At 34.8% G+C, this 24,951-nt stretch carries 26 protein-coding genes; 6 read left to right on the top strand and 20 right to left on the bottom strand.

From position 1 onward, the window contains the following. The first annotated feature begins 26 nt into the window (after window positions 1-26). From A9G25_RS09385 to A9G25_RS13250, 6 genes are all read left to right on the top strand, one after another. A complete protein-coding gene (locus A9G25_RS09385) occupies window positions 27-731 on the top strand; it encodes a lipopolysaccharide core heptose(II) kinase RfaY (RefSeq protein ID WP_065626701.1) in 705 nt (234 codons plus the stop codon). A gap of 324 nt (window positions 732-1,055) precedes the next feature. Then, window positions 1,056-1,421, top strand: coding sequence for a 2-hydroxycarboxylate transporter family protein (locus tag A9G25_RS09380; protein WP_176701109.1), 366 nt, complete (start codon window positions 1,056-1,058; stop codon window positions 1,419-1,421). Between the two features lie 110 nt (window positions 1,422-1,531). After that, window positions 1,532-1,732, top strand: coding sequence for a transposase (locus A9G25_RS13075; protein ID WP_255307110.1), 201 nt, complete (start codon window positions 1,532-1,534; stop codon window positions 1,730-1,732). Then, window positions 1,732-2,172, top strand: coding sequence for an IS3 family transposase (locus A9G25_RS13070; protein WP_081297216.1), 441 nt, complete (start codon window positions 1,732-1,734; stop codon window positions 2,170-2,172). Before A9G25_RS13075 ends, A9G25_RS13070 begins: the two co-directional genes overlap by 1 nt. 14 nt (window positions 2,173-2,186) lie before the next feature. Beyond that, on the top strand, window positions 2,187-2,432 hold the full coding sequence (locus A9G25_RS13065; RefSeq protein ID WP_255307108.1) for an integrase catalytic domain-containing protein: 246 nt from the start codon (window positions 2,187-2,189) through the stop codon (window positions 2,430-2,432). Then, window positions 2,369-2,548: an integrase core domain-containing protein gene (locus A9G25_RS13250; protein ID WP_081297201.1), complete on the top strand. Its 180-nt coding sequence runs from the start codon at window positions 2,369-2,371 to the stop codon at window positions 2,546-2,548. Before A9G25_RS13065 ends, A9G25_RS13250 begins: the two co-directional genes overlap by 64 nt. Before the next feature lie 717 nt (window positions 2,549-3,265). On the opposite strand, the gene yfbR is transcribed toward A9G25_RS13250, so the two are convergent. The 20 genes from yfbR to rplY all read right to left on the bottom strand — a co-directional run bounded on the left by yfbR (window position 3,266) and on the right by rplY (window position 24,799). Continuing rightward, entirely contained in the window at window positions 3,266-3,853 is a 588-nt protein-coding gene (yfbR, locus tag A9G25_RS09365; protein WP_065626699.1) for a 5'-deoxynucleotidase, read from the bottom strand. A gap of 81 nt (window positions 3,854-3,934) precedes the next feature. Beyond that, the gene (gene lpxC / locus A9G25_RS09360) at window positions 3,935-4,849 is read right to left on the bottom strand and encodes a UDP-3-O-acyl-N-acetylglucosamine deacetylase (protein ID WP_065626698.1); all 915 of its coding nucleotides are present in this window, start codon (window positions 4,847-4,849) and stop codon (window positions 3,935-3,937) included. Between the two features lie 69 nt (window positions 4,850-4,918). Then, a complete protein-coding gene (gene ftsZ, locus A9G25_RS09355) occupies window positions 4,919-6,058 on the bottom strand; it encodes a cell division protein FtsZ (protein ID WP_065626697.1) in 1,140 nt (379 codons plus the stop codon). A gap of 81 nt (window positions 6,059-6,139) precedes the next feature. After that, window positions 6,140-7,393 (bottom strand): cell division protein FtsA, encoded by a 1,254-nt coding sequence (gene ftsA / locus A9G25_RS09350; protein WP_065626696.1) that lies wholly within the window; start codon window positions 7,391-7,393, stop codon window positions 6,140-6,142. Between the two features lie 21 nt (window positions 7,394-7,414). After that, window positions 7,415-8,248 carry an FtsQ-type POTRA domain-containing protein gene (locus A9G25_RS09345; RefSeq protein WP_065626695.1) on the bottom strand — a complete coding sequence of 278 codons (834 nt, stop codon included), beginning with the start codon at window positions 8,246-8,248 and terminating at the stop codon, window positions 7,415-7,417. 13 nt (window positions 8,249-8,261) lie between these two features. Then, the gene (locus A9G25_RS09340) at window positions 8,262-9,170 is read right to left on the bottom strand and encodes a D-alanine--D-alanine ligase (RefSeq protein WP_065626694.1); all 909 of its coding nucleotides are present in this window, start codon (window positions 9,168-9,170) and stop codon (window positions 8,262-8,264) included. A gap of 1 nt (window position 9,171) precedes the next feature. After that, window positions 9,172-10,620, bottom strand: coding sequence for a UDP-N-acetylmuramate--L-alanine ligase (gene murC / locus A9G25_RS09335; RefSeq protein ID WP_034910174.1), 1,449 nt, complete (start codon window positions 10,618-10,620; stop codon window positions 9,172-9,174). Window positions 10,621-10,780: 160 nt separating this feature from the next. Next, window positions 10,781-11,833 (bottom strand): undecaprenyldiphospho-muramoylpentapeptide beta-N-acetylglucosaminyltransferase, encoded by a 1,053-nt coding sequence (gene murG / locus A9G25_RS09330; RefSeq protein ID WP_065626693.1) that lies wholly within the window; start codon window positions 11,831-11,833, stop codon window positions 10,781-10,783. Continuing rightward, the gene (ftsW, locus tag A9G25_RS09325) at window positions 11,833-12,984 is read right to left on the bottom strand and encodes a cell division protein FtsW (RefSeq protein ID WP_081297214.1); all 1,152 of its coding nucleotides are present in this window, start codon (window positions 12,982-12,984) and stop codon (window positions 11,833-11,835) included. Before ftsW ends, murG begins: the two co-directional genes overlap by 1 nt. Beyond that, complete coding sequence (murD, locus tag A9G25_RS09320; RefSeq protein ID WP_065626692.1) at window positions 12,981-14,315, bottom strand: UDP-N-acetylmuramoyl-L-alanine--D-glutamate ligase; 1,335 nt, start codon at window positions 14,313-14,315, stop codon at window positions 12,981-12,983. Before murD ends, ftsW begins: the two co-directional genes overlap by 4 nt. Window positions 14,316-14,337: 22 nt before the next feature. After that, window positions 14,338-15,420: a phospho-N-acetylmuramoyl-pentapeptide-transferase gene (mraY, locus tag A9G25_RS09315; RefSeq protein WP_065560405.1), complete on the bottom strand. Its 1,083-nt coding sequence runs from the start codon at window positions 15,418-15,420 to the stop codon at window positions 14,338-14,340. Window positions 15,421-15,424: 4 nt separating this feature from the next. Then, complete coding sequence (gene murF / locus A9G25_RS09310; protein WP_065626691.1) at window positions 15,425-16,798, bottom strand: UDP-N-acetylmuramoyl-tripeptide--D-alanyl-D-alanine ligase; 1,374 nt, start codon at window positions 16,796-16,798, stop codon at window positions 15,425-15,427. Beyond that, window positions 16,795-18,348: a UDP-N-acetylmuramoyl-L-alanyl-D-glutamate--2,6-diaminopimelate ligase gene (gene murE / locus A9G25_RS09305; RefSeq protein ID WP_081297213.1), complete on the bottom strand. Its 1,554-nt coding sequence runs from the start codon at window positions 18,346-18,348 to the stop codon at window positions 16,795-16,797. The genes murF and murE overlap by 4 nt, the downstream gene beginning before the upstream one ends. Before the next feature lie 9 nt (window positions 18,349-18,357). Further along, the gene (gene ftsI / locus A9G25_RS09300) at window positions 18,358-20,136 is read right to left on the bottom strand and encodes a peptidoglycan glycosyltransferase FtsI (RefSeq protein WP_065626690.1); all 1,779 of its coding nucleotides are present in this window, start codon (window positions 20,134-20,136) and stop codon (window positions 18,358-18,360) included. Then, entirely contained in the window at window positions 20,136-20,516 is a 381-nt protein-coding gene (gene ftsL, locus A9G25_RS09295) for a cell division protein FtsL (protein WP_081297212.1), read from the bottom strand. The genes ftsI and ftsL overlap by 1 nt, the downstream gene beginning before the upstream one ends. After that, window positions 20,509-21,444 (bottom strand): 16S rRNA (cytosine(1402)-N(4))-methyltransferase RsmH, encoded by a 936-nt coding sequence (gene rsmH, locus A9G25_RS09290; RefSeq protein WP_065626689.1) that lies wholly within the window; start codon window positions 21,442-21,444, stop codon window positions 20,509-20,511. The genes ftsL and rsmH overlap by 8 nt, the downstream gene beginning before the upstream one ends. 15 nt (window positions 21,445-21,459) lie before the next feature. After that, a complete protein-coding gene (gene mraZ / locus A9G25_RS09285) occupies window positions 21,460-21,906 on the bottom strand; it encodes a division/cell wall cluster transcriptional repressor MraZ (protein WP_065626688.1) in 447 nt (148 codons plus the stop codon). 254 nt (window positions 21,907-22,160) lie between these two features. Beyond that, window positions 22,161-22,859 (bottom strand): 6-phosphogluconolactonase, encoded by a 699-nt coding sequence (pgl, locus tag A9G25_RS09280; protein ID WP_065626687.1) that lies wholly within the window; start codon window positions 22,857-22,859, stop codon window positions 22,161-22,163. A 13-nt stretch (window positions 22,860-22,872) separates the two neighbouring features. Next, the gene (zwf, locus tag A9G25_RS09275; protein WP_065626686.1) at window positions 22,873-24,333 is read right to left on the bottom strand and encodes a glucose-6-phosphate dehydrogenase; all 1,461 of its coding nucleotides are present in this window, start codon (window positions 24,331-24,333) and stop codon (window positions 22,873-22,875) included. Between the two features lie 181 nt (window positions 24,334-24,514). After that, entirely contained in the window at window positions 24,515-24,799 is a 285-nt protein-coding gene (rplY, locus tag A9G25_RS09270; RefSeq protein ID WP_034910200.1) for a 50S ribosomal protein L25, read from the bottom strand. Window positions 24,800-24,951 lie beyond the last annotated feature (152 nt).

Genomic DNA, 24,951 nt, shown 5'->3' with positions numbered 1-24,951 from the left:
TTTGATGTATTCTGGGATAATAAAATTTGAATAACTTTGCAAAAATTATTGAAGTTCAACGTGGAGATATGAAGTTCGCCTATGTGCAAAATAACGAAATCAATTATTTAGAACTTTTTGACCAATTTTTGGCGGAAGAAGGACATCATGAATTACTCGATCCTAGCGATAAATTAGAGCGATATACTTATTTAATTGATCATAATGAATCAAAATTTATTTTTAAAATTGATGGCGGTGTTGAGCACCGTTTAGAGCGTCGTTTGATCTCCAAAATTACTGGCGACTTTTATTTCAATTTAATTCGTAAACTCGCCAAAATATCACTTGATAATGCCGATATTGCTTATGAACTGTATTTGGTCGCTTTCGATCAAAAAACTAAACGCCATTATATGATTTTTAACTTTATCAAAGGGCGTTCTTTAAAGTGGGAAGAAATGAAAAAGTATGGCGATCAAGTTAAAAACTGTATTGAAAAACTGCACAGCTATAATTTAGTATCTAATGATATCCATGGTGGGAATTTTATCTTAACGCCTGAAGGAAAAATCAAGGCCATTGATTTAACTAATTCAGGATTTATTTGGCTAACTAAAGCCAATGATGCAATCGAACTGAAAGAACGCTTTGATATTAAAATTAAGGTTCCTTTTTTTGCAATGACAATTAAAAAGTTTACTCATGGGTTTAAACGATTGTCTCGGAAGATCCGAGGGAAAGAAGATTAATTATTTTGCCATTGTGAGAATTTCATCACTCACAATGGTAATTGATGTTTGTATCTGGCTTTAGTTATTAATGCGTAATCTTTCAATTAATCTATAATTTTAATTTGATCTGTATTGATCATTTTAAACACTCGTAAATCAATAGGTGAATAGCTAGATAAAGCTGTCTCTATATTTCAATTTATGCAACCCAAATTATTTAATGACTTACATTAATTACATAATTAGTTATATAACTTTCTTATTCTTCTGATTTTTATATCCATGATTATACTGATTGTACTTTTGAAATAAATTAGGAGTGCAAGAGGTTATATTATGGGCATGAAGCATAAATTAAAAGAAAATAAACTTTATATAGGTTCTTTACCTTTACCTATTTTCGTTGTTTGCTCCATCATCGTCATTATTGCCGCCCAATTAGATATGCTACCAAGAACATTAATTGGAGGCTTTGCCGTTATTTTGCCATTAGATTGGTTTTTAGGAACACTTGGGCAAAATATTCCTTTCTTTAAAAAATTTGGTGCACCTGCAATTTTATCTTTAATTGTTCCATCACTATTAGTTTACTGTGGTGGTTTTGACGAAAATACTTTAACTGCAACAAAAATGTTAATGAAAGATTCTAACTTTCTACTTTTTTATATTGCGAGTTTAGTTTGCGGTTGTAACTATCCCCTAAAATAGTACAGCAAAAAAGTAGAAAATTCTCTATGATAAAAGTAAAAGGGGATTTAATTATGAAAAAAATGACTGAACATCAAATTGTAGCTATTTAAAAAAAAGCTGAAACTGGTATCCTTGTCAAGGAACTGTGGCGTAAATATGGCATGGGTAATTCAACTTTCTATAAATGGCGAGAAAAATACGGCGGAATGGAAACTTCGGATATCAAACGCTTAAAGGAGCTGGAGGCTGAAAATCGCAAGCTTAAGCAGATGTTTGCCGAACTGAGTTTAAAATCCCAGCTGCAGGAAGAAATCATAAAAAAGCTTTAGTGCCCACAAAGGCACGTAAAACGTGGGCACAGCAACTACAACAAAATTATTCGGTTACTATTGCTATGAGTTGTGCCATTGTTGGCTTAAGCCGTTGTGCTTACTATTATCAACCTAAGTTACAGGATGATTCGGTGATTGTTTCGGTGTTGAATGCTATCACAGACCGGCATTTACGCTGGGGTTTTCCTAAATGCTTTAATCGTATCAAAAAGCTCGGCTATAAATGGAATCATAAACGGGTATATCGGGTGTATTGTGAATTAAAGCTTAATCTCAGAGTAAAGCGTAAAAAACGCATTCCTCCACGATGCCCAGAAAAGCCATTGGTGCCTAATAAACAAGGTGAATGTTGGTCAATGGATTTTATGAGTGACAGTAGCCGTAATCAACGTCGAGGACATTCAATGTCATCGATGACTTTAATCGTGAGGCGTTAGGTATTGATATTGCAGTGAGCTTACCGGCAGGAAGGATTACCCGTTATTTAGATAAACTGGCCGAATATCATGGGTATCCATTAAAAATACGGGTCGATAATGGACCCGAATTTACAGGAAAAACCTTTATAAACTGGGCTAAATCACATGATATAACCATTGATTATATCCAGGTAGCCCTTATCAAAATGGCTATATTGAACGATTTAATCGTACCTATCGTACTGAAGTACTCGATTTATATCTTTTTAACAACTTAGCACAAGCAAGGAGAATAACCGAAGAATGGTTAACGATTTATAACACCGAAAGGCCTCATGAAGCACTAAATAATATGACGCCGATTGAGTATAAAACACTAAAACAAGCAGCTTAATTTTCTACGTGAGTTGTGTGTACTAAGTTTGGGGTATTTACACCAGCTTCAGCTTCTTTTAAAATAGCTACGATTTGATGTTCAGTCATTTTTTTCATAATTAAATCCCCTTTTACTTTTATCATAGAGAATTTTCTACTTTTTTGCTGTACTATTTTAGGGGATAGTTACAAAGCAGTTCTACGTTTAGGTGTAATTGATTATATTGTTAAACCTTTCACTTTTGAGCGTTTACGCACCGCATTAGTTTCCTATCAGGAACATGTTCGTTTGTTATCATCGTCCAAAATATTAAATCAGCATCAATTATATGATCGGATTTTTGCTAAACCGACTACTCATAACAAAGGATTGCCTAAAGGTATTGATAGCCTGACCTTACAAAAGGTTCGAGAGGTTATTATTTAGTACAATTGTGATTTTTCAATGAGTGATATCGTTGAATTAATTTCGTTATCTCGTATATCACTAAAAAATATCTCGATTACTTAGAGGAACTTGGTGAGCTTAAAAGCCATTTAACTTATCTGTCTATTGGTAGACCTGTTAAACGTTATATTTATCAAAATATAAATTATAATCTCAGGTAAAGTATATCTATTATAAATACAGTAAGAATCTTTTTGTCATCACTACATTTAACATTCTAAACAAGACGTATTTTTTTATTAATAATCTATGATAGAAATAAAAAATATTTAAATAGATAAATTAATTTTACATAGTTATCTCATCTAATGACAAGCTAAAGCTCGGAATAAAAACATCTAAAAAGTAATTCATTTCAGGACTGTTGCGTTCAGATAAAGTCTTTTTTAAACGTTGTTCTGCTAATTTAAACTCATTATTGCCCGCACTGAGTTCTTCAATCGTTTTTAGATAAGCACATAATGCATCAGCTTGTTTTACAATACTTTTTTCTATTTCATCATAAAAATCATCATCAATTAATGTTCTAAAATCATCTTGTAACTCTTTAGGAAGCATATTGATAAGTTTATTCTGTGCTATTTTTTCAATCTTTTTATATTCAACCGTTATTTGTGGATTGTAATACTTTGTTGGTGTTGGTAGATCACCAGTTATCACTTCTGAAACATCGTGGTACATTGCCAGCAATGCAATTCTTTCTGGATTAACATTTCCATTAAATTTTTTGTTTTTAATTACTGCTAAAGCATGTGCAACAAAAGCAACCTGTAAACTATGTTCTGATACATTTTCAGTTCTTACATTACGCATTAAAGGCCAACGATTAATTAGTTTTAATCGTGATAAATGAGCAAAAAAATGACTGTTATTCATACATTATCTCTTTAATATAAAATAAAAACGCTCCTATTAAAAACAGGAGCGTCTATAATATAAAACAATATTACTTATGTGTTATGCGAAAATAAGCTGTTGAGTACCCAATGCAAGTGGCACGATTTGCTCTTCTGTAAATGTGATATATTCCCATGCATTTTGTTTTGCTAGCAATGCTTGCAATAATTGATTATTCAATGCATGACCTGATTTATAACAAACAACTTCACCAATCATATTGTGGCCACTCATATATAAATCACCGATAGTATCAAGCATTTTGTGACGCACAAACTCATCTTCAAAACGTAAACCATCTTCATTAAGCACTTTATAATCATCAACAACAATTGCACAATCTAAACTACCACCAAGACATAAGCCTTTAGATTGTAATGCTTCAATATCACGCATAAAGCCAAATGTTCTAGCACGACTGATTTGACGAATAAATGATTCAGACGAAAAATCTAGTTGATAACGTTGTGAGCTATTGTCGATAGCTGGATGTTGAAAATCAATAGTGAAATCTAGCTTAAAGCCACTATAAGGCCTTACTTCAGCCCATTTATCACCATTTTCAACTCGAACAGTTTCTTTTACACACAAAAACTTTTTAAGTGCGTTTTGTTCAGCAATACCAGCATCAAGCAATAAATAAACAAACGGGCTTGCACTACCATCCATAATTGGTATTTCAGGGGCATCAACTTCAATAATAATATTATCAATACCAAGCCCTGCTAATGCAGCATTAATATGCTCAACAGTAGAAATACGAACATTGTCTTCATTTATTAAACAAGTACAAAGCATTGTATCACGCACAGACTTCGCATCCACAGGAAAATCTACATATGGATTTAAATCAGTACGACGGTATATTATACCTGTATTTTCAGGCGCAGGACGTAATGTCAAAGTAACTTTTTTGCCAGTATGTAAACCAACACCAGTTGCTTGAATAGTCTTTTTTAATGTTCTTTGTTTCACTTTGCACCTACTTTTTTATTTGTTCTTACCGATTTCGACAATAAAAAATCAAATAAGTTCAACTTTACTTTAATTTGCTTGCTTCCGTATGAAAGCTGGAATATCTAAAATCTTATGTTCTTCAAGAGGAGAAGCTATTGGTTCATTAACAACTTTCGCTAATTTATCTTCTTGTTGACCCAGAGTATTACTTTGACCAAACAAATCATTGCGCGGCACAGGCTTAGGCATTTTAACTTCTGGACGTTTATCCATACCTATACCCGTTGCAACCACCGTTACTCGAATTTCGTCAGATATATCTGGATCGAAAGTTGATCCAACAACAACCGTAGCATTATCAGATGCAAATGCTTTAACCGTGTTACCGACTGTTTCAAATTCTTCTAAGCCAATATCAAATCCAGATGTTACATTAACTAATACGCCTCGAGCGCCAGATAAATCAATATCTTCAAGTAATGGACTAGAAATTGCCATTTCTGCGGCTTCTTCAGCTCGATTATCACCACTAGCTCGACCAGAACCCATCATAGCATATCCCATTTCAGACATCACTGTTCTAACATCAGCAAAATCGACATTGATAAGACCAGGTTTAGTAATCAGCTCAGCGATCCCTTGTACTGCACCTTTTAAAACACCATTAGCTGCAGCAAAAGCATCAAGTAATTTAACACCACGACCTAATACCTTTAATAATTTATCATTCGGAATAGTAATTAGTGAATCAACATGTTTTGCCAACTCAGAAATACCTTGCTCAGCAAAAGCCATACGTTTTTTACCTTCAAAACCAAAAGGTTTAGTAACAACTGCAACTGTTAGAATTCCTAATTCTTTTGCTATTTCTGCAACAACAGGAGCTGCACCCGTTCCAGTGCCGCCACCCATTCCTGCTGCGATAAAAACCATGTCGGCTCCTTCGATAGCACTACGAATGACATCGCGATCTTCCTCGGCTGAATTTCTACCGACTTCTGGATTAGCACCTGCACCAAGCCCTTTAGTAACATTAGTTCCGATTTGGATAGTTTGACCTACCTTAATTCTTTTTAAGGCTTGCGCATCTGTATTTGCTGCAAAAAATTCAACGCCTTCAATATGTTCAGCAATCATATGCTCGACAGCATTACCTCCGCCACCACCTACACCAATAACTTTAATGACTGCTGCTGGTTCATCATCTGCAACCATAGGTTCAAACATAACTTATCTCCAAATTTACGATCTGCGAACATTGTACAGATAATCATCTACAATGTCCACGAAGTTCTTGAAATATACTAGCTAAAATTCTTTTTTAAACCACCCGGTTAATCGTTTAGCTATCCCTTTTAATGATGATTTATTATTATCTTTTCCATCATCATTTAATAAACTTTGTTTTCCATAATGCAATAACCCTATAGCTGTTGAACAATAAGGTTTTTGAACATAGTCAGTTAATCCAGATATATTCAATGGCTGACCAATACGCACTTGATTTTGAAAAACTTTTTCAGCGCACTCTACCATTCCTTTTATTTGCGCAGCACCACCAGTTAAAACAATACCTGCTGCTAATTGATATTTGATATTCTGTTTTTTAAGTTCTTCTTGTAATACAAGTAACTCTTTTTGTACCAACGAAAGAAGTTCTGAATAGCGTGGTTCAATTACATCTGCAAGCGTTTGTCGTTGCAATGAACGAGATGGTCTTCCACCTACACTTGGAACATCAATAACTTCATCTTTACCAATTAATGAACCTACAGCGCACCCATAACGAATCTTAATATTTTCGGCATCCATTGGCGGTGCGCCAAACGCATATGCAATATCACTAGTAACAACATTTCCAGCATAAGGGATTACAACTGAATGACGTAACGCACCTCCTGTATAGACCGTTACATCCATTGTACCGCCGCCCATATCAATTACGCAAACACCAAGCTCTTTTTCATCGTCCGTTAAAACTGCATAGCTAGAGGCCAATCCAGAAAAAATGAGTTGATCCACTTTCAAACCGCAACGTTCTACTGCTTTCACAATATTTCTAGCCATATCATTATGACAAGTAATTAAGTGAACTTTTGCTTTCATTCTTACTCCAGATAAGCCAATAGGATTTTTAATACCTTCTTGCAAATCGATAGAATATTCTTGTGCAATGACATGCAAAATACGGTGCTCATCTAAAATTCTGACTGATTTTGCTGTATGAACAACATTGTCAACATCTTCTACGGTTACCTCTTCATCTTCTATTGGCACCATGCCTATCTCATTTTGACAACGAATATGTTTACCTGAAAGACTTAAATATACTGAAGATATTTGACAATCAGCCATTAATTCAGCTTGGTCAACAGCTCGTTGGATTGATTTCACGACAGACTCAAGATCGTTCACACCACCTTTATCAACCCCTTTCGATGGACAATGCCCTACACCGATGATGTTGACAATACCATCGGGAAGAACCTCACCAACAAGAGCAAGTACTTTGGATGTACCAACCTCTAATCCAACAACCAATTTTTTTTCTGTTGCTTTCATACTTCAGCCTTAATTTATTCCTTACTGCACCATTTTTTCTCTTTGCACTGAAATGCCATTTTCATAACGTAAATCAGCGACCATTATTCTTTCATTTTCTGGCATTCTCGACTGAATTTCCGGAAATAACTTGATAAGTTGTTGATATCTTTGTTCAATATTTTCGCTACCTAATAGTAATTTTATTTCCTGATTTTCTAGGCAAAAACCTGATACACACTGTTTTACCGTCAATTGCCACGCATTACGTTCATCAGTCATTGCTGTTTTAATATGTAATGCCAACTGATTATTGGCTAATTTTTTAGAAAGATTCTCTAATTTATAATAAGTTTCTAACGCCGATTTTGCTTTACCCTCTGGACCATATAACTTTGGCAGTTTTAAGTTACTTATACGGTCAAGTGGAACGCTAAATACATTACCATTTTTATCAAGTAAAAATAAGTCATTCCAATAAAGCACAGGTTTATATTCTTCGACATAGACAATTAACCTATCTGGCCACTGTTTACGCACACTGGTTTGCTTCACCCATGGAAATCGCATTACTTCTTGTTGGATATCATTAACATCTTGTCTTATATAGGTATTAGGCAACCCTAGTCCTAAAATAGCTTCCCGAAGATCGTCCTCAGTTGTATAGGTATGCTCTCCACTTAATGTTAATTGAGACAATACCATTTGCTCGGGATCATCCATCCAATTTTTAAAACTTTGCACTACCCAAATACTAATACAAATAATCGCAATAAAGAACAAAAATCCTATTAATTGCTCTGTATTACGAAAAATAAGCAACCGCCTTCTGTTTTTATCGTCCCTTCTATGCGCTGCTTGCCGAACTTGTTTCATAAAATAAGGCCAATTATAAAGTTGCCAAATTCAAAATTCTAGCAACAAGCTCATTAAATGACCAGCCATGTTCTTTTGCCGCCATTGGTACTAAACTATGATCTGTCATACCTGGAGCGGTATTAACTTCAAGTAAAAATGGTTTTTGATTAGCATTAAACATAATGTCGACTCTTCCCCATCCTCGACATCCTACTGCTTTATAAGCATCTAACGCTAATTTACGAATTTCCTGTTCTTGTTCATCAGGTAAACCGTTTGGACAAAAATACTGAGTGGTATCAGATAAGTATTTCGCATCATAATCATAAAATTTAGTTGCAGGCTTAATATGAATTGAAGGTAAGACCTCGTCACCAACGATTGCTACCGTAAATTCTGGACCAGCTAAAAATGACTCAACCATCACTACACTATCATATTTAAAAGCCGCACTAATAGCTACTTCCAATTCAGATGCTTCATTAACTCTTGCCATTCCCACACTTGAGCCTTCATGACTTGGTTTAACAAACAACGGTAAACCAAGCTGTTTAACTATAGCATCAGTATCAATTGATTGTGATTTTTCAACCATAACATATTCAGCAACAGGTAAATTGAGTGATTTCCACACTAACTTAGTTTTCAGTTTATCCATTGTTAAGGCTGATGATAAAACATCACTGCCTGTATAAGGAATATTTTGATAAGTCAAAATCGCTTGAACAATACCATCTTCCCCACCACGTCCGTGTAAAATAATAAAAGCTTTTGTATAACCTTCTTCTTTTAAATTGGTAATAGGATGATATTTAGTATCAATAAGATGCGCATCGATACCATTTGCCAACAATCCTGCATGTACAGCCTTACCTGACTTAAGTGACACTTCCCGTTCAGCTGAAGTACCACCATACAATACAGCAACTTTATCTACCATTTTATAAAACCTCTTCTGATGATAATTGAGTTTTGGCTAATTGGCGTGCTATACGACCAACACTACCTGCACCTTGTGTAATTAATAAATCACCACTTTGTAAAACTTCTTGCATTATTTCGGGTAGCAAATCTAAATCCGAAACATAAATTGGGTCAACTTTGCCACGATTGCGGATAGAACGGCATAACGAACGGCTATCTGCACCCGCAATAGGTTGCTCTCCTGCGGAATAGACATCTAACATAACAAGTGCATCGACTTGAGAAAGCACTTGTGCGAAATCGTCAAATAAATCCCGAGTACGCGTGTATCGATGTGGTTGGAATAACATAACCAATCTTCGTTCAGGCCAGCCGTTTCTTGCTGCTTGAATTGTTGCATTAACCTCGCTAGGATGATGACCATAATCATCAACCATCATTATATCGCCACCATCAACATGCGGGAATATACCTAATAAATCAAAACGCCGACTAGTACCAGCAAATTTAGCTAATGCATTTATAATTGATTCATCATCAATACCATCTTCTGTTGCTGCAATTATCGCAGCCGCCGAGTTTAAAGCATTATGTTTACCAGGTGCATTTAACTCAATCTGCAAATCTTGGCGATCTGGGCGACAAACAGTGTAATAGCTTACACCTCGTTCTTGACGATAATTTTTAATGACAACGTCAGCCTCTTCGCTAAATCCATAAGTGATGATTTTACGTCCCACAATCGGTAGTAATTCTCGATTAATAGGATCGTCGTAACACATAATAGCTAAACCATAAAATGGAAGGTTATGTAAAAATGAAATAAATGTTTGTTTTAGATTATCAACACTACCTTGATAAGTGTCCATATGGTCAGGCTCTATATTTGTTACAATAGATACCATTGGTTGCAAATGAAGAAATGAAGCATCACTTTCATCAGCCTCTGCAATAAAATAACGGCTACTACCTAATTGAGCATGTGTTCCTGCCGCCTTAACTAAACCACCATTAACAAAAGTTGGATCGAGTTTCGCCTCAGCATAAATAGAGGTAACCATAGCAGTAGTTGTAGTTTTACCATGAGTACCAGCAATTGCTATACCATATCGAAAACGCATTAATTCAGCTAACATTTCAGCACGTTGAATAACAGGTATACGTGCTGAACGAGCAGCTATTACTTCAATGTTATCTTGCGAAATAGCTGAGGATATAACAACAACGCTAGAATTAATCACATTTTCAGCCGCATGGCCAATAACAATTTTTGCCCCTAATGTTTCTAGATGTTGAGTAACCGCATTTTCAGCAATATCTGATCCACTAATTTGGTATCCTTCATTAGCGAGAACTTCAGCAATTCCTCCCATACCAGCACCACCAATACCCACAAAGTGAATATGTTTAACTCGCTTCATTTCAGGAATAATTGCTCTTAACTTCGCTAATTCCTTTGTATTCACTATTTAACTCCTAAATTATTTTATAGTTCACAGTACATATCATCATTGAACATATCTATCATCGTTATTTTTTATTGCTCAAATGAATCATTGACTCAAACATATATCTAACCTGAAACATTTTGACAAAAATATTACATAAATTTATGTCAGAAAAGTATTATTTTATCACCGAATAAAGGGCTTCTGCTACTTTTTCTGTGGAATTCACAATAGATAAACTTTTAGCTTTAATTGCCATTTCAATTAATTTGTCACGGTTCAAATTACATAACAAATTGGATAGCGATTCAGCACTAAAATCAGGTTGCTCGATAATATTAGCAGCACCTATATCTGCTAGTGATTTTGCATTCCAAAATTGCTGACGATCTTTATGCATAAACGGAATAAAAATAGCACCAATACCAACTACTTCAATTTCACTAACGGTTAATGCTCCGCTACGACAAATTACAATATCTGCCCAATTGTATGCATCTGCAACATCTTGGATAAATTCAGTCACTTTGTTATTGGTCATATCGCAATTTTGGTATGACTGAATTACGGAATTCAACATTCCTTTACCTGTTTGATGCCATACTACATATTTATCGGATAATTTTGTGATCACTTTAGGCACTATATCATTAATAACTTTAGCTCCTTGGCTACCTCCCATGACTAATACTCTAATTGGCCCATCACGATCTTTGAATCTTTCTTCAGGTTTTGCCACAGTCAAAAGATCACTACGAACAGGATTGCCAACTACTTCTGCCTTAGGAAAAGCAGTAGGGAATGCTTGTAAAACTTTAGCTGCTATTTTAGCTAGATATTTGTTGGTTAAACCTGCTATACCATTTTGTTCATGTAATACAACTGGTATACCAAGTGTTTTTGCTGCAATCCCCCCTGGGCCTGAAACATATCCTCCCATACCTAGAACAACATCAGGGCGATAAGTTTTTAAAATTTTTCTAGCTTGTAAAACTGCTTTTAAAATTTTATAAGGTGCTTTTAATAATGCCATAACACCTTTGCCTCGTAGCCCTGATATTTCGATAAAATCAATATCAATACCATTTTCAGGAACTAAGTGTGCTTCCATTCGATCGGCAGTTCCTAACCATCTTACCTGCCAGCCTTGCTTCATTAAATATTGCGCCACAGCAATACCCGGAAAAACATGCCCCCCAGTTCCTCCTGCCATAACTAATAATTTTTTCATTATTTTATTAACCTTATTCTTGCTTGGGCTTGTTGTTGTCTAAATTCAAAATCAATTCGAAGTAATATTGCTGTTGCAATACTCATCACAATAAGACTTGATCCACCATAACTAATAAATGGTAGTGTTAATCCTTTAGTAGGCAACATACCTGATGTAACACCCACATTTACAAATGTTTGAAAACCAAACCATATCCCGATTTCACAAGCTAAATAACCAGAAAACAATGAACTTTCATTCAGTGCTCGATAACCAATTGCAAGCGCCTTAAATGTTAGAAAGAAAAGTAATGACAATAAAGCAACTACACCTATATATCCATACTCTTCTGATATAATTGAGAAAATGAAATCAGTATGACATTCGGGTAAATAACCTAATTTCAGTACAGAATTTCCCATACCTTGTCCAGTAACGCCTCCATTACCAATTGCCATTAATGAGGCGACTAATTGATAACCTGAACCTGTAGCATCTTGCCAAGGATCAAGAAAGGTTAACAGTCGTGTTAAGCGGTAAGACTCATATAAAATCAAACAAATTACTGCGCCAACACCCGTTAGCAAAATAGCGATAAATTGCCACAATTGCGCACCAGCAATAAATAAAATGCCAATAGTGACCATAAATAAAACAATAACAGTACCTAAATCTGGTTGTTTAAGTAACAAAATGGAAAGTATAGTCATAACAACCATTGGTTTAAAAAAACCCCAAAAGCCACTTTGTACTTCTTCAGATTTACGTGATAAATAACCAGCTAAGAATAAAAATAGCGCTAATTTTGAAAGTTCTGCAGGTTGAAAATTGAATACTCCTAGAGGTATCCAACGAGATGCTCCATTAATCGAAGAACCTATACCTAACACAACGATTAACATAATAATAGCAATAATAAGTAAAACAGAAGCAAACTGTTGCCAACGTTGCATCGGAATATAAAGCGTAATAAACATTAAAAATAATGATAGTCCTAACTGAATAAGTTCTCGTTGTGTATAAAAGAAAGGATCGCTTTCATTAAATGCCATTGAAGAAGATGTCACCATGATCAAACCAAAGATCATTAAACCTAACACAGTCCAAAGTAGCTGGTTGTCAAATGGTATGTGGGGATTAACCTGTTTTTTTAACCAAAAGAGTGTCATTTTGTACTCCTTTGAGTATATTGTTCAGCAAGTTGTGCAAACTGTTTTCCGCGTTCAATATAATTCTTAAACTGATCTAAGCTTGCGCATGCTGGAGAAAGTAAAACCACATCATTTGGTTCAACTTTTTGAGCAATAACTTGCATTGCATCAGACAATGTTTCAGTTACAGTTGTTATATGAGGAGCTAGCTTAGCAAGGATAAAACGATCACGACCAAAACAAAAAATTTCTAGATTTCTGTTTTCAAAAAAAGGAATCAATGGCGAAAAATCCGCTGATTTTCCATCCCCACCTAATAATAAAAATAATTTCCCTTTGCAAACTACGCTATTTAATGCTGCTTCTGTACTACCTACATTGGTTGCTTTGGAATCATTAATCCACTTCACACCATTTCTTTCCAACACTAATTCAAAACGATGTGGTAGACCATAAAATGAAATAATTGTTGCTATGCTCGATTCTCGTGAAATGTTCAGTTTATCGACTATGGCTAAAGCCGCTAAAGCATTAAGATAATTATGACATCCCGTAAGTTTCATTATTTTAGTCGCTATCACTGGCTGTTCTTGTGCAATCAAATGTTCAAAATGGAAATCTAAATGATAATCCCCTTTATTAACGCCAAATGAAACGCAGTTTTTTTGTTGGTCAGTCGGAGTAGTTAACTTATCATCATGATTAATTAAACAATACTTGGCATTATGATAAATACGTTGCTTAGCCTCAACATATTGCATTAATCCAAGAGGATAACGATCCATATGATCTTCTGAAATATTTAAGATTGTTGCAACTGTAGCTTTTAAACTCTGAGTTGTTTCTAGCTGAAAGCTAGACAGTTCAAGAACATATACATCGTAATCTTGATTCAATAACGATAATGCTGGCTGCCCAATATTACCACCAATAGCGACTTTAATACCTGCCGACTTAATAATTTCACCAACTAATGTTGTTACTGTAGTTTTACCATTTGCACCTGTAATGGCTACAATTTGCTTACTGTTTTGTTGATTCAATTCACGGCAAAATAGTTCAATATCACCAATAATTTCAATACCTTTTTTAGCTGCCTGTTGTAGTTCAGGTGTTGATAAAGCAATTCCTGGACTGACTATTATTAAATCAGCATCAAGCAACCAATCAACATTTAATTCCCCTAAATGGCAAGCAACACGTTTGTCTAATTGTTCCATCCCTGATGGCGACTTACGAGTATCAATAACTTTAGGTATAACATTTTGAGCAAGAAAATAGTCTACACAAGAAAGTCCTGTGACACCTAAGCCAATAATAACGACATTTTTTCCTTGATAGCTAACCATGATTTGATCCTAATATCTTTTATTAACGTAATTTCAAAGTTAATAAACCTATTACAACTAACATCAATGAAATTATCCAAAACCGCACAATAACACGCGGTTCTGGCCAACCTTTTAATTCATAGTGATGATGAATTGGTGCCATACGGAAAATTCTTTTACCCCGTAATTTAAATGATCCTACTTGTAAAATTACGGATAAAGTTTCAATAACAAAAATTCCGCCCATAATCAGTAATAAAAATTCTTGTCGTAATAAAACAGCAATAATTCCAAACACGCCACCTAAAGCTAGCGATCCAACATCTCCCATAAAAACCATCGCCGGATATGTGTTAAACCATAAAAAACCAAGTCCAGCTCCAATAATTGCAGTACAAACAATCATCAACTCTCCACTGAATTTAATATAAGGAATATTCAAATAAGCAGCAAAATTGACATTCCCTGTAGCCCATGCTACAAGCGTAAAACCAGCGGCTACAAAAACAGTTGGCATAATTGCTAATCCATCAAGTCCATCTGTTAAATTAACGGCATTACCTGCCCCAACAATAACTACATAAGTTAATAAAATAAACCATAGTCCCAATTGAGGCATTACATCTTTAAAAAATGGCACAACAAGTACTGTTACCGTGCTATCTTTACCATAAACATAAAGACCAAAAGCAACAATTAATGCAATAACCGATTGCCAAAAGTATTTCCATCTAGCAATTAATCCAGCACTATTTTTACGAATCACTTTTAAATAATCATCAGCAAAGCCAACAATGCCATAACCAATTAAAACAAACAAAGTTACCCAAACATAAGGATTGCGTAAATCTGCCCATAGCAATACCGATAAGGAAATTGAGGCTAAAATTAGCGTCCCTCCCATAGTCGGTGTTCCTTTTTTACTTAAATGAGACTCAGGTCCATCATGACGAATAACTTGACCAATCTGTAATTTTTGTAGCCAGTCAATGACTTTTTGTCCCAAAAATAATGAAATTGCTAACGAGGTTAATAAACCTAAAATAGCTCTTACTGTTAAATAAGAGATAACATTAAAAAAGGTAAAATGTTTAACTAAATATTCCGATATCCAAAGTAACATAATCTTAATCCTGACTCATTTTGAGTTGTTCAATTTGAATTTTTTCGATAACTTCTTCCATTTTTGCACTACGCGACCCTTTAACTAGCATTGTTAAATTTGGTTGTTGGCGTAACAGCATTAATAGATAATTCACTGCATCTTGTTTATTATTGAAATGGTGACCCACGCCACTAAACTGGCTAATAAATTGACTTAATTTGCCTACACTTACTACACAATCAATTTTTTCATCATGAGCAAGCTCACCTATTTGGCAATGATATTTTTCAGCTTCTGGTCCTAGCTCTCCCATATCACCGACGACTAAAATCCGATAACCAGGCTGTTTTGCCAAGACTTTGACTGCCGCTGACATCGATCCAACATTAGCATTATAAGTATCATCCCAAATTAATTGGGTTTGATTTAATTTTATTGGAAATAAACGGCCTTTTACAGGCGTTAAAGAGGCTAAGCCTTGCTGGATCTGATTCAAAGTTGCTCCAACAGAAAGCGCTAAAGCTGATGCTGCGATCGCATTTGAAATATTATGTTTCCCAACTAGGGATAACATAATCTCACATTCACCTTTAGGTGTATGTAATGTAAATGTTGTATTTTTTTCGTGTTGAATATTACTAGCATAAAATTGAGCAGAAGGGTTCGTTAACGAAAAAGTCCAAACTGTTTTGTTTACTAACTGAGTAAACCATTTATCAGAACAACTATCTAAATTAATAATAGCAATACCACCATCAAGCAATCCTTGAAAGATTTCGCCTTTAGCTTTTGCTACACCTTCAAGTGATCCAAAACCTTCTATATGTGCTTCTGCAATATTATTAATTAAAGCACTTTGTGGTTTAACAAAATTTGTAGTATAGGCAATTTCACCAATATGATTAGCGCCTAATTCTATAACTGCAAACTGGTCTTGTTTAGTTAAGCGTAACAGCGTTAATGGCACCCCGATATCATTATTGAAATTGCCTTGTGTATAAAGGGTCTGTCCACAGTGTTGTAATATTGCCGCAGTCATTTCTTTAACTGACGTTTTACCTGATGAACCTGTAAGCGCAACAATTTTAGCTGTACTTTGCTGCCGAATAAAATTAGCGATTACCCCTAAAGCCAAGCGAGTATCCTTAACAACAATCTGTGGTATGGGCTTATCAAGTTTATGATCGACGATCACGGCTATAGCACCATCTTTAATAGATTGTTCAGCAAAAGCATGTCCATCAAAATTGTTTCCAACAAGCGCGATAAATAGCGATTGCTTTATTATTTTTCGTGAATCAGTGCAAATTGTATCAATCACAGCACTTTCATCTTGAATGTAATAACATTCACCATTAACTATTTTTTTTAGTTGCTCAATATCTAATGGAATCATGATTGATTCTCTACTCCTAGAATTTTTTTCACTGTTTCTTGATCTGAATAGTGATATTTGGTATTACCAATTATTTGATAGTCCTCGTGCCCTTTACCTGCAATTAAAATGACATCATTAGGCTTAGCCTGCTTTAATGTTTGTGTAATAGCCTGCACTCTATTGGTAATTATGTTTACATTATCGGTATGATGTAAACCTTGTTGGATATCGTGAATAATCTTCATTTCATCTTCAGTGCGTGGATTATCATTAGTTAAAACAATTTTATCGGCAAATTGTTCTGCGATTTCAGCCATTAAAGGTCTTTTTCCAGTATCCCTATCGCCACCACATCCAAAAATCACCCATAAAGAACCTTTACAATGAATTCGACTAGCTTGCAAAGCTTTCTGTAACGCATCTGGAGTATGTGCATAATCAACAATAACCGTTGGGCTATTTTTTACATGTAAAACCTCCATTCGCCCACAGATTGGAGTCAAAAAAGAAGCCATATTAACAACAGCAAAAAATGGGTAGTTCAATGTTAAAAGTGTAGCTATAGCCAATAGCAAATTAGAAACATTAAATTCACCTAGCAATCGGCTACTAATAATGGCATTTCCCCAACTTGATTCCATATGAATTTGGGCACCTTTATCAATATATTCGATCATTGATACACCAACGTAAGGTATATTTAACGCCTTGAGTCGACGTAATGATTTTGTTTGACATGATACAGCTGTCACTTGTGGAAGTTTTTCAATCCATCTTTTACCATAGTTGTCATCATAATTAATAATTGATTTACCAGCAGTTAAAACTTGTTTTTCTTTTTCATCAAGGCTAAATAACGACCATTTTGCTTTTGCATATCTACTCATTGTTTTGTGATAATCAAGATGATCTCGACTTAAATTGGTAAATACAGTAGCTGCGCAATTTAGTCCTTTAACCCGGTCCATAGCAAGCCCATGTGAAGAAATTTCCATCGTTACAACTTTGACCTGTTTCTCTACAAATTCGGCTAATAAGGTTTGCACATCTACTGCTGATAACGTTGTATTAACTGATGGCTCAAGTTCATTATAAATTCCATTACCAATAGTTCCCATTAGTGCTGTTTTTTCATTCAATAATGTTAAACATTGGGCAATAAGCTGACTAACAGTTGTTTTCCCATTGGTTCCTGTCACACCAATAACAGATAATTTTTTTGATGGAGAATGATAAAACTCATTAGCAATCAGGGATAGACGTTGTGAAAGTTGGAAAACACTAATTTGTGGAATTATCGATTTATTTTCATGCCTAATATAGTCAATTTTTAAGTCATTTGATTTTCTACTTGCTTCTACTAAGATAACAACTGCACCCATTGAAATAGCTTGTGGAATAAATGCTTGACCATCAACTGTATGACCTTTGATAGCGATAAAAACATCGTTTTTTCCTACTTTGCGACTATCTATACGCAAATGATTAAGTGGAAAATCATCTAATTTTAAATTACATCTTCCACCTAATAATTCCAATAATGTTTTAAACGAGTTTGTTGCTAGCATTTTCACCTACTAATAAATAATCATTTGTCCATCAACTTGGCGATCGGGTTTCACATTCATCGTCCTAAGCACACCGCCCATAATACGACTGAAAACAGGTGCAGAAACTGAACCACCATAATATTGGCCAGCTTTAGGATTATCAATAACAACAACTAGTGAATACTTTGGTGTTGTTGCTGGAGCGATACCTGCGGTATAAGCTAAATATTGATTAACATACCGTCCACCAGATAATTTTTTCGCTGTTCCTGTTTTAACTCCAACACTATAGCCAGGAACCGATGCTTTAGTTCCTCCACCAGTAACAGCTACAGCCTCCATTAATTGAACAACTGTTTTAGCATCTTTTTCAGAAACTACACGTTTACCCTTAACAGGTTCTGTGACTTTTAAAATTGATACAGGTCGGTAAATTCCATAACTACCGATAGTTGCATAAGCTCTTGCTAATTGTAATGGGGTAACAGTTAATCCATATCCAAACGCAAATGTTGCTCGCTCAATATCAGCCCATTTTCTGGTTCTATCGGCTGCAATTGAACCACTAACTTCACCACCTAAACCTAATTCCGTTGGTTGACCTAATCCAAATCGACTATAGAATTCTACAAGATCACCCTGTTGCATTTGTAAAGCTAGCTTACTTACGCCAACATTACTTGATTTTTCTAAGATACCTGCCAAATTAAGTGTTTTTTGATATGACACATCTTTAATTTCATAACGATTAACATAAAAAGGTCTAGTATCGATAATAGTATTTAAGTTAGCAATTTTCTTTTCTAAGGCAGCCATTACAACTAGCGGTTTAACCGTAGAGCCTGGTTCAAACGCATCAGTAACAGCTCTATTTCTCAATAAATTATAATCAATTGATGAACGATTATTTGGATTATAAGATGGGCTGGTTGCCATCGCTAAAATCTCACCAGTATGCACATCAACCAATACAGCTGTTCCACTATCCGCTTTGTTAAATTGAACCGCTTGACTAAGTTCGCTATAAACTAGTGATTGTAAACGCTCATCTATACTTAATATTAAATCTGATGCTGTTTCTGTTTCTGTCCGTTCTAATTCTTCAATAACACGACCTACTCGATCACGTCTTACAACTCTTTGCCCCGATTCACCTATTAACCATTTATTAAAGCTTTTTTCAATACCCTCAGAACCTTTCTCAGCACCATTTGCATCAATATCTGTTAAACCAATTAATTGAGCTATATTTTCTGCCGCAGGATAATAACGTTTAGATGTTTTAGCAAACGATATCCCCGGTAACTTTAGTTTTTTTAAATAGTCAGATATTGTTGGCGTTACTTGCTTAGACAAATAAACAAATCTCATTGATGGGTTATTTAATTTTTGCTTTAGCGTTGACATTGGGATATTCAACGTTTGAGCTAATCCTTGCCATCTAATATCATCAGCTTTAACACCACCTTTTTGCACAACAATTTTAGGATCTGCCCAAACATCAAACATCGGTACACTTACTGCTAACGCACGCCCATTACGATCGGTGATCATGGCTCTTGGTGCATCAATTTCTTGGTGACGAAGTGAGCGCTTATTACCTTCAGCAATCAGTTTATCTGGTTCAATAATTTGCAATAATGCCATTCGAGCCATAAGACAAATAATCGCTAAAATAATAAGTCCATATATAATATAAAAACGATTCGGTGTAAAAAACTGTCTTTTACCATTTAACCTATTATTTTTATTTGTTTTTGCAACCTTTTTAGTTTTATTTTTTTTATATTTAGTGGCAGGTTTCATTATTTACTCTTTATTACAATGACTGTTTCATTTTGCTGTGTCACATAAGACATACCTAATTGATTTCTAGCTTTCTCTTCGACACGTTTAGGATCAGCAAGTACATTTTCTTCAATAACTAAATTCCGCCATTCGCTTTCTAACACATCTTGTTCTAATAAAAGTTGCTCACGTTCAAATAACTGTTTACGAATCTGTTGCGTTGTTATTAATACTGCACCAGCAGAAATAATAATCATCACAAGTAATAACAATGAAATTTTTTGATGCCTAAATAAATCCCCAATAATTACACCAAACAAGCTTTTACTCGGTCTTTTTTGAAAATTTTTATCAATATAAGTTTTATCTAGAAAAAAATCATTGTCTTGGTTATTCATTTTTCCTTTCTGCTACCCTTAATATTGCGCTTCGGGAACGCGGGTTATTATTAATTTCAATAGTTTGAGGTTTAATTTTGCCAAGGGATTTTAATTTAGCACCACCATATTTTTTTATTTGTTGTTCAGTTAATGGTAATCGAGCTGGTAAATCTGGACCTTTACTCTGTTTACTAATAAATTGTTTTACAATCCTATCTTCTAAAGAATGAAAGCTAATAACCGCTAATCTTCCTTGATTGGCAAGCACTGATAAACAACTATTTAGCACTTGCTCGACTTCTTCCAATTCACTATTAATATAAATACGAATAGCCTGAAAACTACGTGTAGCTGGATGCTTATTTTTATCCTTTCTTGGTGTAGCTTTTTCAATTAAATTAGCCAACTCTAAGGTACGAGTGATCGGCGAAATTTTATTCTGCTCGACAATCGATCGAGCAATACGTTTGGCAAATTTCTCTTCACCAAATGTCTTTAACACCCATGAAATATCGTCTTCATCACTGCTAAGTAACCATTCACTTGCAGTTAAACCTTTACTATTATTCATACGCATATCAAGAGGTCCATCATGCATAAAAGAGAATCCCCTGTCAGGATCATCAAGTTGTGGTGATGAAACACCTAGATCTAACAAGACACCATCAATTTCGCCCAATAATTCTAACTCTTCAATATATCGGTATAAATTAGAAAATTCACCACGAATAAAAGTAAATCGAGGATCTGTTATCTGTAACGCAGCTTGCTCTGCACGCTCATCACGATCAATAGCAATCAATCGTCCTTGTGTACCAAGTTGTTCAAGTATTAAACGAGAATGACCTCCTCGGCCAAAAGTACCATCAACATAAATGCCATCTTTTTTTATATTTAATGCATTCACAGCTTCGTTTAATAAAACCGTCGTATGTTGATAATCCATCAATCTTTACTCTTATTAAATAGTTAAACTTTTCAAATTATCTGATAAGTTTTCAATATCGCTTGATAATGCGGTAATATCATCATTAATTTGTTGATACCAACTTGCCTCATTCCAAATTTCAAATTTATTAGATTGACCAACAAACATTGTATTTTTTTCTAATTTTGCATAAGTACGCAATGTAGGTGACAATAAAATTCGTCCAGAATTATCCATTAGGCACTCAGTTGCATACCCTAATAACAATCTTTTTATTCTACGTTCAGTTTCAACAATGGTTGATAATGTTGCAAGTTGTTGTTCAATACATTTCCATTCAGACATTGAATAAAGTGTCAAGCATGGGTCGTATAAACCAATTGTGCAAACCATACCTTCAGATAAAAACTCTCGGTAGCGAGTAGGAATAGCTAACCGCCCTTTATTATCTAAATTAATTGAAATTGCACCACTAAACATAAAAGTATTTTTCTTTATAATTTATTTAAATTTTAATTAATAAAAATCAATATATTAATAAAAACACCCATTTTTACCACTTAACCCCACTTTTTACCACAAAATTTAATAAATTAATAGATAGTTGGTTAATTATTTATAAAAGATTTAAAAGCATCTTCTAGGTTTTTTATGTAGAAAATAAATTGCTGGTATAAGAAAATTAAGGAGGGGGGGATTTGCCGACGTAAGTCGGCAAACAAAATGAGGAAAATTTAAGATACGGTCCAAAACCCAGTTATATTAACTTTATCCTGCTGCAAAACAGCACGAATAGGCATTTGATTAACATCATTATCTTTTTCGGCTTGTTCTAATACACGCAATTTGCTTTCACCAACTAAATGTAGGTAGATATTTTTGCTATTTAAAATAGCTGGCAATGTTAATGTAATACGATCTAGTGGTGCTGTTAATGGTGTCATACCAACAACTTTCCGTCCAGATTTCATATCTAAACCGTTAGCCAAATTAGCAGCGCCTGGGAATAATGAGGCAGTATGCCCATCTTCTCCCATACCTAAAATCACCACATCAAATGGCATCGGAACTTTATCTAAAAGTTTATCTGTAACTTCTGCACCATCAAATGGATTATTACAACTGTTTTTTAAACCAACAAAATTAGCCAATTTAGCATTATTTTGTAATAGATAAGAGTTCACTAACTTTTCGTTACTAGCATTATCAGTATCATCAACCCATCTATCATCCACCAACGTAATAAAAACTCTGCTCCATTCTATATTTTGTTGACTAAGTGAAACAAACAGTGGAATAGGTGTTTTACCGCCCGAAACCGCAATTGAAGCATGCCCCTTTTGTACAATTGCCTGTTTTAATTCATTGACAATATGTGAAGTTAAACCTTCGATCAATAATTGGCTATTTTGATATTTATTTAGCGTAAACATAGTTACTTTTCCTTTATTCAAATTCGTGCCATGAATGCCCATCTCTAGTGATTAAGGCAACGGATGCGACCGGTCCCCAAGTTCCGGCTTGATAAGTTTTTGGTGGTTCTTTTTCTGTTTCCCATGCACTAATAATTGAATCAACCCATTTCCATGCAGCTTCAACTTCATCACGATGAACAAATAATGCTTGGCGCCCACGCATAACTTCGAGTAATAAACGCTCATAAGCATCAGCACTTTGTTGGTGAAAAGTTTCGCTGAAACTTAAGTCAAGTTTAGTGGTTTGTAAATTATGATTACTATCCAATCCTGGTACTTTATTTAGAATTTCAATATCCATACCTTCATCAGGTTGTAAACGAATCGTCAATTTATTTTGTGGTAATTCTGGATAAAATTCACTAAATAAATTAAGCGGTAATGGTTTGAAATAAACTACAACTTCAGAACATTTACTTGGTAAGCGCTTACCTGTACGTAAATAAAAAGGAACACCTGCCCAGCGCCAGTTATCAATATCAACTCGAATTGCAACAAATGTTTCAGTCTTACTTTTTAGATTTGCACCATCTTCTTCTAAATAGCCCGGCACATTAACACCATTAACAAAACCTGATGTATATTGTCCTCGAACTACTTTTTCACGAATATTAGTTTTGTTAATTGGTCTAAGCGCATTAAGTACAGCTATCTTTTCACTACGCAAGCTATCATCTTCAAGATTAGCAGGCGGGGACATGGCAATCATGGTTAATATTTGTAATAAATGATTTTGTACCATATCACGCATTTGACCGGCTTTATCAAAATACCCCCAACGCCCTTCAATACCTACTTGTTCAGCTACCGTAATTTCAACATGATCAATAGAATTACGATCCCAAAATGACGCAAACACTGTATTAGCAAACCGTAAGGCTAATAGGTTTAATACTGATTCTTTACCTAAGTAATGGTCAATACGATAAACTTGCGATTCACTAAAGAATTTAGCCACTGAATCATTGATTTCTTGAGATGATTGTAGATCTGTCCCAAGTGGTTTTTCCATCACAATGCGATTTTGCGATTGATTTAATCCTGCAGCAGCTAAACCTTGACAAATAGTCCCAAAAGCACCTGGGTGCATTGCAAAATAGAAAATAGCTGGATGATTCAAATCAAGTTTATTTTTCAATCCTTCAAAACCAGCACTATCATTAACATCTAGTTTATGAAAGTCCAATCGTTGGCTAAATCGTTGCCAAATATTATCGTCTAACGGTTCTGGCATAAACGAGATTAGCGCTTCTTTTGCTACCTCACAATAAGCATCATGATCCCAATCAGCACGCCCTACGCCTAAAATCTTTGTTTGTTCAGGTAGTTTTCCGTACTTTTCTAATTGATATAAAGACGGTAATAATTTACGTCTTGTCAAATCCCCTTTAGCACCAAAAATAACTAAATCGCAAGCTGGGATATCAGACATGGTTTTCTCCTACGATGGTATAATGTAATTATTCTATTATGTTGAATGGTTGGTGTACACCAGATTAATAGGATAAATACTAGTAATAGGCATTATCCTTTATTTACTCTAAAACAAAAAGGCCACCTCTGGGTGACCTTTTGTTTGAAACAAGTTATTGGGTAATTTCCCAATAAGCAAATTATGCTCGTACAAAATCCATATGAACTAATTTTGGTTTAAATGCATGACGTTGTACTGCTTGCACTTTTACTTTAACTGCTTTTCCGTCAACTTCAATAGTTAACACTTCAGAATAAAATTCTGGCTTTTCTTGCATATTAAAAACTTGGTTGTGGTCAAGCACAACGGAGACTGCAGGTTCAGTTCCACCATAAATAATGGCTGGGAATTTACCAGCGTGACGCAGGCGGCGGCTCGCACCCTTACCATGCTCTTTTCTAACTTCAGCTTTGAATGTAAACATATTAATTTCTCTTAATTATTTAAAATAGAAACCAATTACAGGCGACCCAGTAATTGGCTATAAAACTAGTGCTTTAAAAAGCGTTGGAGATTATAAAGTGTTATCCTTCTAAACGCAATCAATTAATCATATTACAAATCAGTAAAATATTG

This window comes from Gilliamella sp. Bif1-4 (genome assembly GCF_001690535.1).
Taxonomy (GTDB): Bacteria; Pseudomonadota; Gammaproteobacteria; order Enterobacterales; family Orbaceae; genus Gilliamella; species Gilliamella bombi.
The sequence above is the reverse complement of the archived record's forward strand: the minus strand, read 5'-3'. Positions and strand labels throughout refer to the sequence as shown.